The organism is Alishewanella sp. SMS8, from assembly GCF_030737935.1.
Classification (GTDB): Bacteria; Pseudomonadota; Gammaproteobacteria; order Enterobacterales; family Alteromonadaceae; genus Alishewanella; species Alishewanella maricola.
Genome location: NZ_JAPJEA010000001.1, coordinates 755,220 through 771,023 on the forward strand (window position 1 = coordinate 755,220; position 15,804 = coordinate 771,023).

Here is a 15,804-nt window from a genome sequence, read left to right on the forward strand (position 1 = left end):
TGTAAAACCGCGAAGCAAACGCCATTATGTGGCTAACAAGGAGAAGCAATGACATCAATTTGGTTACTACTGCTGTTAGTCAGCGTAATTTATGGGTTTTGGATGCAACGTAAACAAGATGAGCGAGCTTTTGTGTTAGCGCGCCAATTATGTCAACAGCATCAATTACAATTTTTAGAGTGTGGCCGCAATCGCCATCATTTTCGCAAATTGCAGCAAGGTTGGCGCTTACTCACCAGCTATCAGGTTGACTTTAGCAGTGATGGTGAGAGCCGCTATCAAGCAGAATTGCTATTAAGCGGCATGCGTGTGGCAAATTTTACTTTACCCGCGCATCGTATTTAAGACGGGGGCGATGTCCGGGCTAGGTGTTGTAATTTGCCGCTTAACTGGCCAGTTAAAAAGTCTTTATACATCACCCAATCGGCTGCCAAACTATAGAAAGGATAGTTAAACGTGGCCGGTTTATTATGCTCAAACAATAAATGGCCCAACCAAGCAAAGCCATAACCGATGACAGGTAAACTGAACAGCCATAGCCACTGTTGTGTTAACACTGCCCAAAACAGCACGACGAGCACTAAACTGCTACCCATATAATGTAAAGCCCGACATAGCGGATTGGCATGCTCGCTTAAATAATAGGGATAAAAATCGGCAAAACAGGTAAAACGTGCCATACCGTTTTAACCTTGAACCGACTGACGGGCGCGAAACATTAAAGTGCCACTGACTGAGCCAAAAGCAAGCTCACTGACTTTTTGATATTGCTCATCCGCAAAAAAAGCGTGGTACTTTGTTAACGTGACAAAAACTCCAATCCCTGCAGACGACGGATCTTCATCAACTAAGCCATCCACGGCCGCAATTAAATAGTGGCCCAACCCCGCATGCTGATATTTCGGCGCCACGGCAATAAAAGCCAGCATGTGATAGCGTTTTGCCGGCATGGCCGCATGAATTTTTTCTTCTTTATTTAACAGCTGTTTGGTAGAAACAAAGCCGGCAGTTAACAGCATTTTTAAACGCCAATGCCACAAACGACTGCTGCCAATGCCTGAATCTGGCCCGACTACACAGGCTACACCCAGTAACTGCTCTTGATTAAACAAGCCGATGATTGGCTGCCCAGCTTGCCAAAAAGTACTGAGTTCTTCGCGAATAGCGGAGCGCAAACGAGCTTCATAATCCGTGTCAGCAGCACGAAAAATCTCCATAAAAAGTGGGTCATCATGATAAGACTGATATAACACGGAAGCAGCCAGTTTTAAATCTTCGCCTCCCAGCAAACTGGCCGTTAATTGAGAGGGTTCAAAATTAGTTACCTGAGCTAACATGCGGCACCTGCTATTGTTGTTTTTTTATTCACAATAGCAGTGTCATGCTAGGTTGCCAAGTATGATTTTTACAGACGATGTATCGTTAATCACGCTAAATCACCGTGCAAAAACGGTAATAAATACTATTCTTAACGTCAAACAGGAGTAAAAAATGGATACCACAGCAACCTCGTTAGAAAATTTATTCGCGCAACTCGGTTTAGCCAACAGTGCTAAAGCGATTGAAGACTTTATTCAAACGCACCAATTAACCGAAAACACCGACATTGCCAAAGCCCCCTACTGGAATGAGGCGCAGGCGAGCTTTATTAATGAGGCACTGCGAAATGATGCAGAATGGTGCGAAGTGATTGACCAATTAAATGCGCAACTACATCAAGTTGCTGCGCAATAACCGCTACTTATAAATAATTGTAGGCTTTCTCACCCCAACCACTGAGTTGATCGCCATGAAATACAATAGGCGTACATTCATCTTTAGTGGTTTTATTATCTCGGCGATTAAGTTGTGTGCGATAAAACAGCACTTGAACTTGCTCGCCGTTTTTTTGAAAGGCCTCGGTGAAATCAGGTGCACCAAGTAAAGTTTTTACTTCTGCTACGGAAAAGCCTAACTGTAACTGGTTAATTTTTTTCAAATTTTCATGTTGTGCTTTATCTGAAGCCAATTGATTTTTTGGCTCATCCGTATTGCCAATAGCCACGACACAACCACTTAACCCCAACACCAGAAACGCCACTACACCGGCTTTAATCATTTTAGTGCCCATACCCGACATAAATCTTCTCCTTCTAAGTAATGCCAGTAATCAATAAAGTATGATACTTAACACGCCAAACCAAGCAAAATTGACACCAATTTTAAAATATTATTAATTTCAGCAACTTAAAAACATAGGGCTTTTGCTAAGGCCAAGGGAGTGGTAAATTAAACTACTTTTTGGTGAACCAGACGATCCGCTATGACCACGGCCATCCGTTTATTACAACACGCTGCAGCACAATTGCGTCAAGAGGGCAAAAAGCCCAGCTTAGCGCTGTTTAAAGCGAAACTAACTGGGCAACTTAATGCACCAGAACTGTTTACAGCATACCAGCAATGGCGTCAGCAGCCGATCGCCGAAGAAGATCCTGCATTGGTCGCCGATCTGGCATTTAGTCGGCCCATCAATGCCGAGCAAGATATGAGCAGCCAGCTTAACCGCATTGAACAGAAACTCGATTTATTAATCAGCCTGTTAGAAAACAATAATGTATCTCGCTGAGTTACGGTTTCGGGTCATCGCTGATACCGATTTAACGCAGGCAGAACAAGCGATCCGTGCTTATATTGAAGCCTTAATCTTTAATGGCCAAGTATTAGGCAGAGAGTTTCCTACCGCATGGCAACAAGATACGTTTAGCAGCCGGGTTGTACTGGCCAGCCAAGATGCGCTTACCAGCAAATGGCACAGTAATAGAGTACGATATGCTGAGCAACAATTAACCGAGGCGGGCCTCGGCTATGCCCAACACACCTTACTTGGCGCTGATTTGATGTCACAGCAAACCTGTGAAACCCTTCCCAAGAGCCTGATATTATTTACTAGCTTCGCCGATACCTGCTCACCTTTACGTTGTGCTGAAACCTTGCGACCCGTGCCACTCTTTTGGTTAACCGCAGCAGAAGACGATTTTGAAGCATTGATCCGCTGGCAGATCCAATATCAGGCCTTAGATGAAATACAGTTACAAGAAGATCGGGTACTACCGAAGATCGCCGAAAACAGTCTGCAGCAATTACATAGCAAATTAAATCGACGCGGCCGCCAATTGGCACAGCAGATCAGTCGACTTAATCAGCTGCCGATCTGGTATGCCCTTTACAGTGGCAGCAGTTCGGATTGTCAGCAAGACGCTAATAAATGTTGTCCCGGCTGTGGTGCTGATTGGCGTCTGGCGACGCCACGACTCGAGATGTTTGATTTTCAATGCGATAACTGCCAATTACTCAGTAATATCGCATGGGAGTGTCAGTCAAAACAAGCGTCGTAAACTTGAGGAGTTAAACTGGCTAGAAACGACGGCAGATCATCGGCAATTTTTTCCGAGACTTCTTTTCCAACATGCTCTAAGAATACCTCGCCGGTACTATTTAACACCGACAACATAATGTTGGCGTCATCAGTTACGGCAAAAAATACCGTGGCTCGCTGTTTTAAGCGTTGCTTCATTAAAATGTGACCAATGATGTTTTCTTGCAAACGGCTAATATCATCTTGATTCCAAGGCAATAGTAAAGCTAACTTGCCACGTGGATGCCCTGCGGCCATATTCGCTGCATAAAAACAGCTGTAAAAAGCTTTAATGGAGGGATGCAGCGTTAACTCTAATGCTTGCTCAATATTGCTAAAATCCGCGACGGGTTGCTGGGCAACAGGTAGCCAACTGACCTGATCCTCGGCTAACCATTGCTGTTGGCAAGGAGAAGGGCTAGCCGGATCGGCCCATGCAGTTAACGGCTGCGCCGTGGCCTGATGCCAAGTGACACTGTGTTCGATAAATTTTGCCAACGCTTGTTCAGTAGACACCTCTACTCCTCGGGACAGTTATGATAATATGCGCGGTATTGTAGCTAAAAAGACAGAGAAATGACAAAAAGCCATACCGACATTCTGGCCGACTTAAGTCTAGGCAAGATTACCGATTATGTTGATCACTACACTCCTACGCTGTTACAAGCGGTTCCTCGTAGCTTAGGCCGCCAAACACTTGGCATAAGCGATGCTGACCTGCCCTTTGTTGGTCAAGATATCTGGCACGGTTACGAACTATCTTGGTTAAACGCCAAAGGCAAACCCATGGTGGCGCTGGCGACTTTTGTGGTCCCGGTAGACTCGGCCAACTTAATTGAATCTAAATCCTTTAAATTATATTTAAACAGCTTTAATCAAAGCCGCTTTGCTGATTTAGGTCAGGTTTATCAAGCATTACAACAAGACTTATCGACGTGTGCTGGTAAGCCAGTGCAAGTTAGCCTGCATAATGTAAGTGAAATTATGGCGTTTCAAGCAACCTGGATCCCAGGTATCTGTTTAGATGAATTAGATATTAGCGTTGACCAGTATCAGTACGATGCCAGCCTACTGGCATTAGATCCGAACCGAGATCGCGTTGATGAAAAGCTGCATTCGCATTTGTTAAAATCAAATTGCTTAATTACCTCGCAACCCGATTGGGCCAGTATTTATATTCATTATCGCGGCCCAGCACTGTCGCATGAAGCCTTATTAAAATATTTAATCAGCTTCCGCAGCCATAACGAATTTCATGAACAATGTGTAGAACGCATTTACACGGATTTATGGCGCTTTGCCAAGCCCGAATTTTTAGCAGTATATGCGCGCTATACACGCCGTGGTGGCTTAGATATTAATCCATTACGCAGCAGTGAGCCTTATCAGGCACCCAATATTCGTTTAAGCCGCCAATAATGTAACCCAGCACGTACCCCAACACACAAAAAGACAGCATATCGCTGTCTTTTAGCTTTTTTTAGGCTTTAATTCAGTAAAATGATGCTAAAACATGAAAGCCAATAAGAAATATTACACGCGCACTTTCAATTCAGAGGTGATTCTGCTTTAATAGTCACACCTGTTGATGCTGACAACAGGCAATAGCAAAATGGAACCTGATAATGTTACATCTTACCCCTACAGAAGAAACTAGCTGGCTGCCTTACTACCTAACAAAGTAAGCCAAGCTAAAATAATAAGAAATATCGAAAGCGAGCTTAAGCTCGCTTTTTACTTTAAGTTTTTTAGCATTACGCTACCTTCTTAGCCCAGTCTGGGGATATACTTGATTCATCAAGACTCTTGGAACCCTTAGTAAGGTGGCAGCATTGCAACAAGACCTGAAGCAACAACTTAGCCAAGCCGTTTCTGCTCGAAAAACCTTAGAGCAAACTTACCAAAAGCAGTTTTCACTGCTTTCGCAGCTTGTATTACGCTTATCCTTACTAACAAAAGGCATTGATTTAGAACTAGATAATCGACTAGCAAAGTTACGCAGTGCGCTAAGTAAAAGTGCAGATCTGGAAAATGTCTTACCTTTAATTAATGATATAAGCAGCAGCTTGCAAGCGCTTGAAAAGCAACAAGAGCTTGAGATTGTTAAGATCCAACAAGAACTGACCCAAGCAGGCAAAATGCTGCAACAACAGCGGGGTTTACCTGATCAGTTACGCCGCGATTTACGCCAACTGTTAAGTAAAGTTGAGCAGCCCACCGCAACCTTACAAGCTTTTTTGCCGCAACTGACGCACCTTGCGCAACTTTACCAAACCGCATTAAGTGCGCATCAGGATGCCAAAAACAGCAACGTTTTAAGTGATGGTCATGATGAGCATGAGCGCTATGCACATGTTTGTCGGCAATTGACTTTAGAACTGAGTAATTTACTGAGCGAGCTCACCTTTACCGAAAAACACGCTCCTGCTGCCGAACAAATCAAGGCCAGTTTACTCGGTTCATTGACTATTGAAGACCTCTTTAATGCCTGTTTAACCACCATCAACATTATCGCCAATGGCTTGCAAGAAGAGCGGCAATCCTCTGAAAACTTTTTATTAAAGTTGAATGCAGCCCTTGCCAGTGTGCAACAAGCTGTTGAAGCAACCTTACTAGATTCAGGGCATTTTCAACAAAAACTCGCCACGCTAAATCAAAAAATTGAAAATCAAATCGATGACCTAGGCAAACAAACTAAAAAAGCACAGTCTTTAGAACAACTTAAAAGCTTGGTTATCGTGCGAATGAATGATTTAACCGAGTCATTAAATGAAAAAGAACGGCTAGAACAACAAGAAAGAAAGAAGCTGCTGGGCAGCTTGGTTGTGATGGAGAGCCGCGTCAAAGAATTAGAGCGCGATGCTAAAAGTTTTAAAGAACGTCTCGCCGAGCAAAGTATTCGCAGTGCTCGTGATACTTTAACGGGGATCCCAAATCGTGCTGCGTACGAAGCTCGCCTAGATCTAGAATTTAAACGCTGGCTACGCCAAGGCACGCCGCTATGTATTATTTTAGGTGACGTAGACTTTTTCAAGAAAATTAACGACAGTTACGGCCATAGTGCCGGTGATAAAACCCTTCGGGTTATTGCCAAAATACTACAACAATCGATTCGACAAACAGATTTTTTAGCCCGTTACGGTGGCGAAGAATTTGTGATCATCATGCCCGATACTAAACTGAGTCAAACCAGTGAGCCGCTTAATTTAATAAGAGAAAAAATCAAAAAAATTCCGTTTAAATTTAAAAATGAACATGTACGTATTACCATTTCTTTCGGAGCCACTGAGTTTTTAGCCGGCGAACAACCGCGCCAAGCTTTCGACCGCGCCGATGAAGCCTTATACCTCGCCAAAAAGGGCGGACGGGACCAAATAGCATTAAAATAACAACGCTGTTGCCCGCAGTCAGGAGATTGCCGATGCAAGTACACCTTAACCCATTGGGTGCTATGGATTTACTATCCCAATTAGAAGTTGAACGTTTACAACAAAATACCGAAAACGACACTTATCAACTGTTTCGCAATTGCGCCCTTGCGGTGCTGAATGTCGGCAGCCATACCGACAGTTCAGCGGAAATCTACGAACAATATCAAGATTTTTCGATTAAATTACTCAGCCGCGAGCGCGGCATCAAAATTGAATTAAACAATCCTCCGCACAGCGCCTTTGTCGATGGCAAAATTATCAAAGGTATCCATGAACACTTGTTTGCGGTGTTACGCGATATTTTGTTTTATCACACCCGTCATAGCGGCGAAACTAACCCTTTAGATTTTAATAATGGCGTGCATTTGACACACAGTGTGTTTGATATATTGCGGAATGCTCGTGTCATCGATGCCACCAGTGAACCGGATATGATTGTTTGCTGGGGAGGCCACTCTATCCGCGAAGCAGAATATCACTACACGAAAGAGGTGGGTTATCAACTCGGTTTACGCGGTTTAAACATTTGTACTGGCTGTGGCCCGGGCGCGATGAAAGGCCCAATGAAAGGGGCAACCATTGGCCATAGTAAACAACGTATTCGCACTGGTCGCTATTTAGGTTTAACCGAGCCCAGTATTATTGCTGCCGAGCCACCAAATCCGATTGTAAATGAATTAGTGATCTTGCCAGATATCGAAAAACGCTTAGAAGCTTTTGTGCGCGTGGCACACGGTATTATTATTTTCCCAGGGGGCGCTGGTACAGCGGAAGAGTTACTGTATCTGGTCGGCATCATGCTAGATAAACGTAACGCTGAGCAACGCCTTCCAATCGTTTTAACCGGCCCTGCCAGTAGTGCAGCTTACTTTAATGAAATTGCCGATTTTATCCAGCAAACACTTGGCGCTGAGGCATTAGCTTTGCTGGAAATCATTATTGATGATCCGGAAGCTGTGGCAAAACGCTTAAAACAAGGTTGTCAGGATGTGCGTGCCTATCGTAAATCCGTAGGTGACGCTTACCACTTTAATTGGACCTTGGATATCGCCCCTGATTTTCAGCAACCTTTTATCCCAAATCATCAGAATATGGCCGCACTCGACTTGCACCTCGATCAGGACAAAGCGAAACTAGCGGCTAACTTACGCCGCGCATTTTCGGGTATCGTGGCCGGTAATGTTAAAGACGAGGGCATAAAAGCCATTCGTAAGCATGGCCCCTTTATTCTCAGTGGCGAGCCAGTTTTAATGCGTTTGATGGATAAATTATTGGCGGCTTTTGTTGAGCAAGGTCGCATGAAATTGCCTGGCAGCAAATACGAACCCTGTTATCGGATCTCACAATAATTATGGCTAGAGTAATACTATTAGATGCGCTAAACCTGATCCGTCGCTTGTATGCGGTACAAGAACGCCCCTACCTGCCTTTAGCGGAAGAAGTCGCAGAGGGTACGCGTCAGCAAATCATTAGTAATACTCAACAAATGCTACTGCAAACGTTAAGCCGCCTGCGCCAAGAGCTGCAGGCCACCCATGCGTTAATGGTATTTGACGGTGACAATAGCAGCCAGTGGCGACAAAAATTATGCGCCCTGTACAAAGCCAATCGTAAGCCCATGCCCAGTATTTTAGCCGCTGCCCTGCCCGACTTATTAACCGCTACCGAGCTAAGCGGCGTGAAATGCTTTCATCAGGCTGAATATGAAGCAGACGATGTGATTGCCACTATTGCCACCAAGATACGCCAGCACCAACAAGACGTGGTTATTGTGTCAACCGATAAAGGCTATTTACCGCTACTAAGCCAAGGTGTTGAGATTTATGATCCTTTCGCCCGACACTATGTCAGCCGCGAACAGGTAAAAGAAAAGTTTGGTGTACAGCCAGAGCAACTCGTCAGTTGGTGGAGCTTAGTGGGTGATAGTACCAATAATATCCCGGGAGTAAACGGTGTGGGCCCCAAAGGTGCTGAAGAATTTATGGCACTAGGCCGCAGCTTAAATGATGCCTTGCAACACCCTGATTGCCCGAAAAAATTGAAACTAAAAATCACTGAGCAAAAACAAGATATTATTCTTTATACTCAAATTTTGACATTGCAAACTCAATTAGAGCTGGGTTTAAACTTACAAGATATACGCTTAACGGAGTCATCGTAGTCACTTATGAAATTTAAAACCCTGCTATGGTTTGCTGCTGGTGTTGTACTCTATTTTGTGAGTACTTTCGCTATTTTGCGTTTTTATCCCGATGACCCGACTCAAATGAATTGGCAAGACCGCGAATCTTTTAATGCTAAAGTGATACAACGCCTTGATCTGAAGCAACCCCTCGCGCAGGATGCGCTGATCAATCGTTTAGGCAGCCCCGATATTACCGAAGCCTTTGTGCTTAATAATCAAGTTTATCAACTATTGTACTATCGTACTCATCGTAAAGCTGCAGACGGTATTACCACTGCAGACGAATGTACCGCCTTATTATTTATTAATCGCCAACTGACCGCCATAGGTGACGACGCCACGAAACACTATCTGGAGCAGCAACCGCATGCCGGATCAATCGATTAATTGGCTACGTAGTTACCAACAACTGCCCTTATTAAGTCAAGCGCTGGCGCAAGCCGATACACCTGAAACCTTACAAAGGGTTATTCAACAAGCGCGAGAACTGCATAGCCAACTGCAACAAAGTAGTGAAATTAATTTAGCCGCAGCAATGGCGCAATTATCCTATATTCCCTCGGAAGAACCGGCTACGGTAAATCGCACCATCAAAAGTTGGGTGCTGTTGATGCTATGGACTCGCCTGAAACATTGGCCAAAAGCACGACGCGATCTATTAGGGGTAGCCGTGTTATTGGCCGGTTGTACAACAGTACACAATAAGATACCAGCGGCATTACAATTAGCCAAAAAACTGAAAGAACATAAAATCGGCGGCATTATTACCACGGTACTCGCTGGCACTTTTCATCGCTTACAAAAACGCCTACCTTGGCAGGTGCATCACGACAGCCCACTATTAACCTTAGCCATTGAGCTGGGTTATCAATTACAACCTGAAAAGGGCAGCGCACCGGCTTTAGAAGTACTGTTAGCGCGCTGGATTATCGGTTCTAATGATGAGTTAGTGTTAACCGAAATCAGTCAGTTAATACACTATGCACCTGCATTGTACTTGTGTGGTCGAGTTGCCAGCGATGAGCAAGACAACTTTTGGCTACTTTGCCATGCGGATAATCACAGCGAAGGCTATCAGGCGTTGCAATACTGGCCAGAACACCAACGTTTAGCGGAGCATCCGACTAAACGTAATTTGGATGAATTGAATATTTTGCCACCGGCTAAGCTGATACAGCAACACTGGTTAGCTAAAGTCAGTATGCCAAAGCGACCCGAAGTGCCCATACTCAACCCAAATGACCTAATGCAGCAGTCTATTTTAGGCAGTTTAAGTCACAGCGATTTAAATGCTCAGGTTAGCTTACTGGAAAAGCATCCGGCTATTGCTCAATTGTTACTCGAGAATGCCACTGCCAGTAATCGGCAGAAAGTTGCAGTGAACAATTTACGTCATGCGCTTGCCAGTTTCGGTCAAGCACAGTTGCCGCTTGCGGTAGCGCGCGCCGAACTGCAGTTTTACCTGCAATGCCAGCGCAGTAATCAGCATGCTTGGTTATGGCAATTACAACAGGCGCTGTATCATAGCTTATTCCTATTAGGCCAACACTTAGCACAACCCTTATCACAGCAACAAGCTGGCTTAATCGCCTGTTGTGCCAGTACGCCACTGTGGCATCACCCTAGCCTACAAGCCGTACCGGTCAGCCGTCTCGTCCAACATCAACATTTACTGGGCCAGCTCGTACAAAAATACCTGCTGGAACCGGTTAAAAGTCAGCGTTTGACGGCGGCACTATTGCATCATTATCAGTTAGAAAATTGGGCTGAAGGCGCCATGTGTCAATATACACAACATATTGAAGGGATGCCTTGGACCTTAGCCGAGCAACAAGGCTTGCTGTTACGGTTGGCCTGGCAGCTGACATTCAGCGTATTTTGTTATCCGACGGCACAGCAAAGTACCCAACACCTGCTACAACAAGCCACAACTACGCTATCATTACCGCTTAAATCATTAAAAGAATGGCAGCAACTGCTGCTGCAGTACGACGGGCTGTTTTATCCGCTAAATAGTGAATTTGCCTAACACAAGTTACATTCACCAAAATTATAGCACCTATCAAAGTCGTGACTAGCTATCCTGCGCGGTAAACTGGCTTAAAACCCGCTGCAGCGCTATAATGAGAACGCTTTCAGGCCGACGCCTGACTATAAATATCAAAAATATACAGCTAAGGATTTCCATGAGCAAGCAAACGATTACCGTGATTAAAGGCGATGGCATTGGCCCAAGTATTGTTGAAGCCGCGATTCAAGTACTGGAAAAAGCCGGTTGTGATTTTGACTACGAATACGTGGATGCCGGTTTGACCGCGCTGGAAAAAACCGGTGAATTGCTACCACAAGCCACCTTAGACGCTATTCTTAAAAACAAGATCACACTCAAAGGCCCTTTAACCACGCCAGTAGGTGAAGGCTTTACTTCAATTAACGTAACCTTACGTAAAAAGTTTAACCTGTACGCTAACGTTCGCCCGGTAATCTCATTTAAAGGCACCAAAGCCCGTTACGAAAATATCGATATTATTACCATTCGTGAAAATACCGAAGGTATGTATTCAGGCCATGGCCAAACCGTGTCTGAAGATGGACAAACTGCGCAAGCGTCTAGCATTGTCACTAAAGAAGGCGCGCGCCGTATTGCCGAGTTTGCTTTTGAAACCGCACGCCGCGAAAGCCGCAAAAAAGTCACCATCGTGCACAAAGCCAATATCTTAAAATCGACTTCAGGTTTATTCCTGAAAACGGCGCGCGAGGTTGCTCAGTCGTATCCGGATATCGAAGTTCAAGAAATGATCGTTGATAACACTTGTATGCAACTGGTCATGAACCCACAGCAGTTTGACGTAATTGTGACCACTAACTTATTTGGTGATATTTTATCGGATCTCTGTGCAGGCCTTGTGGGTGGTTTAGGCATGGCGCCAGGTGCGAATATCGGTAAAGATTGTGCCATCTTTGAAGCGGTGCACGGTAGCGCGCCAGATATTGCGGGTAAAAACCTAGCAAACCCAAGTTCAGTGATCTTAGCGTCCATTCAGATGCTAGAATACTTAGGTATGAAAGATAAAGCCGATAAGATTTTAGCGGCATTAACTGACGTGATCGCTAGCGGTGATCGCACCACGCGTGATTTAGGGGGTAGCTTCGGCACAACCGACTTCACTGCAGCCCTGATCGAACGTTTATAACATCTGATAGCCAGCGCCAGCAGCGATTGCCGCTGGCGTAATGGGAAACCACATGACACAAACAAATAACCCCTTGCATGGCGTTACGCTAGAACAAATTGTTACTGCGTTAGTGGTGCATTATGGTTGGCCCAAGCTGGCAGAGCAGATTGACATTAACTGCTTTAAAAAAGATCCGTCGGTAAAAAGTAGCCTAAAGTTTTTACGGCGTACCCCATGGGCACGCGAAAAAGTCGAAGCGCTTTTTATCAGCAATAAACTGTATAGCAAAGTTAATTGAATGGAAAAAGCCAGCTAACGCTTAATTAAAGTCAGTTAAGCATGACCTGTTTGCTCTAAATCAACCGTTGAAGGCCATGGATGGCCGGAATGGAGCCGCAGGGATGATTCATGGCGTGTTGATGTGAGCAAACCGCGTCATGCTAAACACTAAATGATCGGTATTATGCTAACGCTGGCTTTTTTATTAATGCTATTGTGATAGCTTAACCATTATAAATGGTGCCACCCTCTTGCAAATAATGCTGTAGCACTGCAGCTGCGGCATCACGCTCAACTAACCGCACCACTTCAATACCCACATCGGTTAGATATTGATAGCTTTGCTCATATACAGGGCCTTCATCAAAGCCAATCGCTCGCGCATCATCGGCGGTTGCCGCACAGACCAAACGCTTCACCCCACTCCACAAGGTGCCGCCTAAGCACATAGCGCAAGGCTCACAGGAGGTAAACAACTCGCGCTTAACACCATCTGCAGACAAGCTAAAGCTTTGCAGTGATTGCTCAGCCAGCATAATCGCCATCATCTCGCCATGGGCAGTGGAGTTACTTAACGGCATGACCCGGTTAACCCCTACACTGAGTAACTTTCCGCTTTCGATATCAAAAATCGCACTACCAAAAGGGCCACCCGTGCCACGCAATACGTTTTGCCGAGATAACTCTATGGCTAGCGCCATTTTTTGCTTATCGTTTTGATACGTCTGCTGCCAATCAACTACCTCGTTGATCCAGTCAGGCAGCGTTAAAGTCAGTTGAGTAAGGCTCATACTTCCTCGGCCAGTGGTTTACTGTAGGCTAACTCCATATCCCAAGGTAACTGGATCCAAGTATCTTGCTCGATATCCGTGACGTAGTTATCCACTAACGGCTTACCCTGTGGTTTGGCATATACCGTAACAAAACGCGCCAGCGGAAAACGCTCGCGCAGTGCCTTTGCCGTTTCACCGGTATCGACCAAATCGTCGACCACTAACAGTTTGGCCGAATCGGCTAACTGCGCGTCTTTTAAGATCGTTAAACTACCTTGCTTATCATGATCGTAACTGGCCACACAGATACTATCGACGGTACGAATATTCAGCTCACGCGCCAAGATGGCTGCTGGTACTAAACCGCCGCGGCTTACCGCGACGATGGCATCAAAGTCTTCGGCTAACAGCTGACGTGCCAGCTCTTTCGTGGCGCGATGAAACGCTTCCCAAGACACATAAAACATTTTATTGGTGGTTAATGACATAATCAGCAATCCCTCGTTGTTTACAGACAGCCTAAGGCGACTTCAACCATTTCATTAAAACTGGTTTGACGCAGCTCGGCACTTAAGGCTTCACCGGTTCGGATATGATCACTCACGGTAAAAATGGCTAATGCATTAATGCCATACTCTGCTGCCACACCGTACAAACCGGCGGCTTCCATTTCCACGGCCAACACACCGTATTTTTCGAGGGTATCGAATAACGTTTCACTGGGGTTATAGAATAAATCTGAAGTGAACACGTTACCCACTTTGACATCAATTGACTTAGCACGGGCTGCGGCAACGGCTTTTTCTAACAAACCAAAACTGGCCATTGCGGCAAAATCTAAACCGCCAACACGATTACGGTTAACCATAGAATCGGTGCTCGCGCCCATACCAATTACCACATCACGCACTTTAACCGATAACGGTAAAGCACCACATGAACCGATACGGATGATGTTTTTTACATCGTAAAATTTGACTAATTCAGTGGCATAAATAGACATAGACGGCACGCCCATACCTGAACCTAATACACTGACTTTTTTACCTTTATAAGTACCGGTATAGCCAAACATATTGCGTACCGTGTTAACGCAAACAGCATCCTCTAAAAACGTTTCAGCAATATGTTTTGCCCGCAGTGGATCGCCAGGCATTAACACGGTTTCAGCAAAAGCGCCCGCAGGGGCATTAATATGTGGAGTTGCCATAATTTCTCTTTAATTAATTCAAATCAGCTAAGAAAGATGCACCGTATGCCATGGCATCCAGCGCGAAGTAATCGGCCAAGGTTTGGCCCATATCAGCAAAACTCATGCGTTCGCCAAGATCAACACCGTTTAACCCTTGTTTGTAAACCAGCACTGGCACATATTCGCGTGTGTGCTCAGTACCCGGCCAAGTGGGATCGCAACCATGGTCAGCGGTAAGTAATAACAAGGTATCTTCATCACAGGCATTAATCAGCTCTGGCAAGCGGCTATCGAAATACTCTAATGCCTCGCCATAACCAATAGGATCGCGGCGATGGCCAAAGTTTTGGTCAAAATCGACCAAGTTGGTAAAAATTAAACTGTTATCCGGCTGTTTGGCCATTTGCGCTAAAGTGGTATCGACCAAATGCGCTAAACCATTGGCTTTTAACGATTGCGAAATACCCTGATGCGCGAAAATATCGGCAATTTTACCAATACTGATCACCTGACCACCTTGCTGCACCAATTTATCGAGTACAGTCGGCGCAGGTGGTAATACTGAATAATCACGACGATTACCCGTTCTGGCATAGTTCTCTGGCGCAGTACCCGTAAAAGGCCGAGCAATGACGCGGCCAATATTATATTTGTCGAGCAGTTCGCGGGCTACTTCACAAAAGCGCAGTAAACGCTCTAAACCAAAATGCTCTTCATGCGCAGCCACTTGAAACACGCTATCAGCTGAGGTGTAACAAATCGGCTGGCCTGTTTTAATATGCTCATCGCCCAGTTTTACTAAAATATCGGTGCCCGAGGCATGACAATTACCTAAGATACCGCTGATGCCTGTGCGCTGGCATAATTCTGAGATTAATTCTGGCGGGAAGCTGTCTGTTTTAGCGCTAAAATAGCCCCAATCAAATAACACCGGAACACCGGCCATTTCCCAATGACCACTGGGTGTATCTTTACCACTACTCAGCTCACGGGCATAGCCATAAGCACCATGCAGCGAACTGGCATCGGCGACTGTCGGTGCTTGGCCCTGACTGGCGGCGGTACAGGCTTTTACCAAGCCTAAACGCGCAAGATGAGGTAATTGCAAGGCTCGTTGTTTCTGCTCGGTAAAGGTTCGGGCAATGCTGGCAAAGGTATTAGCGCCTTCGTCACCAAACTTTGCGGCATCCGGCGCACTGCCGATCCCAAAACTATCGAGGACTAAAATTACTGCTTTTGCCATCACTTACTCCTGTGCAGAACAGCCATTGTTGGCGATGTTATTTTGCCAGATAGCGCTAAGCTAACAAAATAAAAAGGGCACGCAGCTTAATACGCCACGGCCGTTTTAGCAACACCTTGGCAACTTATCGC

20 protein-coding genes are annotated in these 15,804 nt (G+C 45.3%); 12 read left to right on the forward strand and 8 right to left on the reverse strand.

What is annotated here, in order from left to right:
- Positions 1-48: 48 nt before the first annotated feature.
- On the forward strand, positions 49-345 hold the full coding sequence (locus ORJ01_RS03385; protein ID WP_226749719.1) for a DUF3301 domain-containing protein: 297 nt from the start codon (positions 49-51) through the stop codon (positions 343-345).
- Here ORJ01_RS03385 and ORJ01_RS03390 read toward each other — a convergent pair.
- Entirely contained in the window at positions 342-680 is a 339-nt protein-coding gene (locus ORJ01_RS03390) for an Mpo1-like protein (protein WP_306176967.1), read from the reverse strand. The genes ORJ01_RS03385 and ORJ01_RS03390 overlap by 4 nt on opposite strands.
- Before the next feature lie 6 nt (positions 681-686).
- Positions 687-1,337, reverse strand: coding sequence for a GNAT family N-acetyltransferase (locus tag ORJ01_RS03395; protein WP_306176968.1), 651 nt, complete (start codon positions 1,335-1,337; stop codon positions 687-689).
- Positions 1,338-1,491: 154 nt separating this feature from the next.
- Here ORJ01_RS03395 and ORJ01_RS03400 point away from each other — a divergent pair, with 154 nt between their 5' ends.
- Positions 1,492-1,734 carry a DUF2789 domain-containing protein gene (locus ORJ01_RS03400; protein WP_306176969.1) on the forward strand — a complete coding sequence of 81 codons (243 nt, stop codon included), beginning with the start codon at positions 1,492-1,494 and terminating at the stop codon, positions 1,732-1,734.
- 7 nt (positions 1,735-1,741) lie between these two features.
- On the opposite strand, the gene ORJ01_RS03405 is transcribed toward ORJ01_RS03400, so the two are convergent.
- Positions 1,742-2,119 (reverse strand): DUF3192 domain-containing protein, encoded by a 378-nt coding sequence (locus ORJ01_RS03405; RefSeq protein ID WP_306176970.1) that lies wholly within the window; start codon positions 2,117-2,119, stop codon positions 1,742-1,744.
- 183 nt (positions 2,120-2,302) lie between these two features.
- Between ORJ01_RS03405 and ORJ01_RS03410 the strand changes: the two genes are divergently transcribed.
- Positions 2,303-2,605 (forward strand): hypothetical protein, encoded by a 303-nt coding sequence (locus ORJ01_RS03410; RefSeq protein ID WP_226749714.1) that lies wholly within the window; start codon positions 2,303-2,305, stop codon positions 2,603-2,605.
- Positions 2,592-3,374 (forward strand): DUF2310 family Zn-ribbon-containing protein, encoded by a 783-nt coding sequence (locus tag ORJ01_RS03415; RefSeq protein ID WP_226749713.1) that lies wholly within the window; start codon positions 2,592-2,594, stop codon positions 3,372-3,374. The genes ORJ01_RS03410 and ORJ01_RS03415 overlap by 14 nt, the downstream gene beginning before the upstream one ends.
- Here ORJ01_RS03415 and syd read toward each other — a convergent pair.
- A complete protein-coding gene (gene syd / locus ORJ01_RS03420; protein ID WP_306176971.1) occupies positions 3,353-3,910 on the reverse strand; it encodes a SecY-interacting protein in 558 nt (185 codons plus the stop codon). The two genes, ORJ01_RS03415 and syd, sit on opposite strands and share 22 nt — an antisense overlap.
- Before the next feature lie 60 nt (positions 3,911-3,970).
- Here syd and queF point away from each other — a divergent pair, with 60 nt between their 5' ends.
- The 8 genes from queF to ORJ01_RS03460 all read left to right on the forward strand — a co-directional run bounded on the left by queF (position 3,971) and on the right by ORJ01_RS03460 (position 12,484).
- Entirely contained in the window at positions 3,971-4,813 is an 843-nt protein-coding gene (queF, locus tag ORJ01_RS03425) for an NADPH-dependent 7-cyano-7-deazaguanine reductase QueF (protein ID WP_306176972.1), read from the forward strand.
- Between the two features lie 404 nt (positions 4,814-5,217).
- On the forward strand, positions 5,218-6,783 hold the full coding sequence (locus tag ORJ01_RS03430) for a GGDEF domain-containing protein (RefSeq protein ID WP_306176973.1): 1,566 nt from the start codon (positions 5,218-5,220) through the stop codon (positions 6,781-6,783).
- Positions 6,784-6,815: 32 nt separating this feature from the next.
- Positions 6,816-8,174, forward strand: a complete 1,359-nt coding sequence (gene ppnN, locus ORJ01_RS03435; RefSeq protein ID WP_306176974.1) for a nucleotide 5'-monophosphate nucleosidase PpnN — start codon at positions 6,816-6,818, stop codon at positions 8,172-8,174.
- Between the two features lie 2 nt (positions 8,175-8,176).
- The gene (gene xni, locus ORJ01_RS03440) at positions 8,177-8,986 is read left to right on the forward strand and encodes a flap endonuclease Xni (RefSeq protein ID WP_306176975.1); all 810 of its coding nucleotides are present in this window, start codon (positions 8,177-8,179) and stop codon (positions 8,984-8,986) included.
- Between the two features lie 6 nt (positions 8,987-8,992).
- Entirely contained in the window at positions 8,993-9,397 is a 405-nt protein-coding gene (locus tag ORJ01_RS03445; RefSeq protein ID WP_226749707.1) for a DUF3192 domain-containing protein, read from the forward strand.
- Complete coding sequence (locus ORJ01_RS03450; protein WP_306176976.1) at positions 9,378-11,039, forward strand: hypothetical protein; 1,662 nt, start codon at positions 9,378-9,380, stop codon at positions 11,037-11,039. The genes ORJ01_RS03445 and ORJ01_RS03450 overlap by 20 nt, the downstream gene beginning before the upstream one ends.
- Before the next feature lie 157 nt (positions 11,040-11,196).
- Positions 11,197-12,204 carry an isocitrate dehydrogenase gene (locus ORJ01_RS03455; protein ID WP_226749705.1) on the forward strand — a complete coding sequence of 336 codons (1,008 nt, stop codon included), beginning with the start codon at positions 11,197-11,199 and terminating at the stop codon, positions 12,202-12,204.
- 52 nt (positions 12,205-12,256) lie between these two features.
- Positions 12,257-12,484, forward strand: a complete 228-nt coding sequence (locus ORJ01_RS03460) for a VF530 family DNA-binding protein (RefSeq protein WP_226749704.1) — start codon at positions 12,257-12,259, stop codon at positions 12,482-12,484.
- A 205-nt stretch (positions 12,485-12,689) separates the two neighbouring features.
- Here ORJ01_RS03460 and ORJ01_RS03465 read toward each other — a convergent pair whose 3' ends face one another.
- Genes ORJ01_RS03465 through ORJ01_RS03480 form a run of 4 tightly spaced genes read right to left on the reverse strand, consistent with a single transcriptional unit; the run spans position 12,690 to position 15,673 of the window.
- On the reverse strand, positions 12,690-13,256 hold the full coding sequence (locus ORJ01_RS03465) for a nucleoside deaminase (RefSeq protein ID WP_306176977.1): 567 nt from the start codon (positions 13,254-13,256) through the stop codon (positions 12,690-12,692).
- Positions 13,253-13,726: a xanthine phosphoribosyltransferase gene (gpt, locus tag ORJ01_RS03470; RefSeq protein WP_226749702.1), complete on the reverse strand. Its 474-nt coding sequence runs from the start codon at positions 13,724-13,726 to the stop codon at positions 13,253-13,255. Before gpt ends, ORJ01_RS03465 begins: the two co-directional genes overlap by 4 nt.
- A gap of 20 nt (positions 13,727-13,746) precedes the next feature.
- On the reverse strand, positions 13,747-14,448 hold the full coding sequence (gene deoD, locus ORJ01_RS03475) for a purine-nucleoside phosphorylase (protein ID WP_226749701.1): 702 nt from the start codon (positions 14,446-14,448) through the stop codon (positions 13,747-13,749).
- 13 nt (positions 14,449-14,461) lie between these two features.
- Positions 14,462-15,673, reverse strand: coding sequence for a phosphopentomutase (locus ORJ01_RS03480; RefSeq protein ID WP_306176978.1), 1,212 nt, complete (start codon positions 15,671-15,673; stop codon positions 14,462-14,464).
- Positions 15,674-15,804 lie beyond the last annotated feature (131 nt).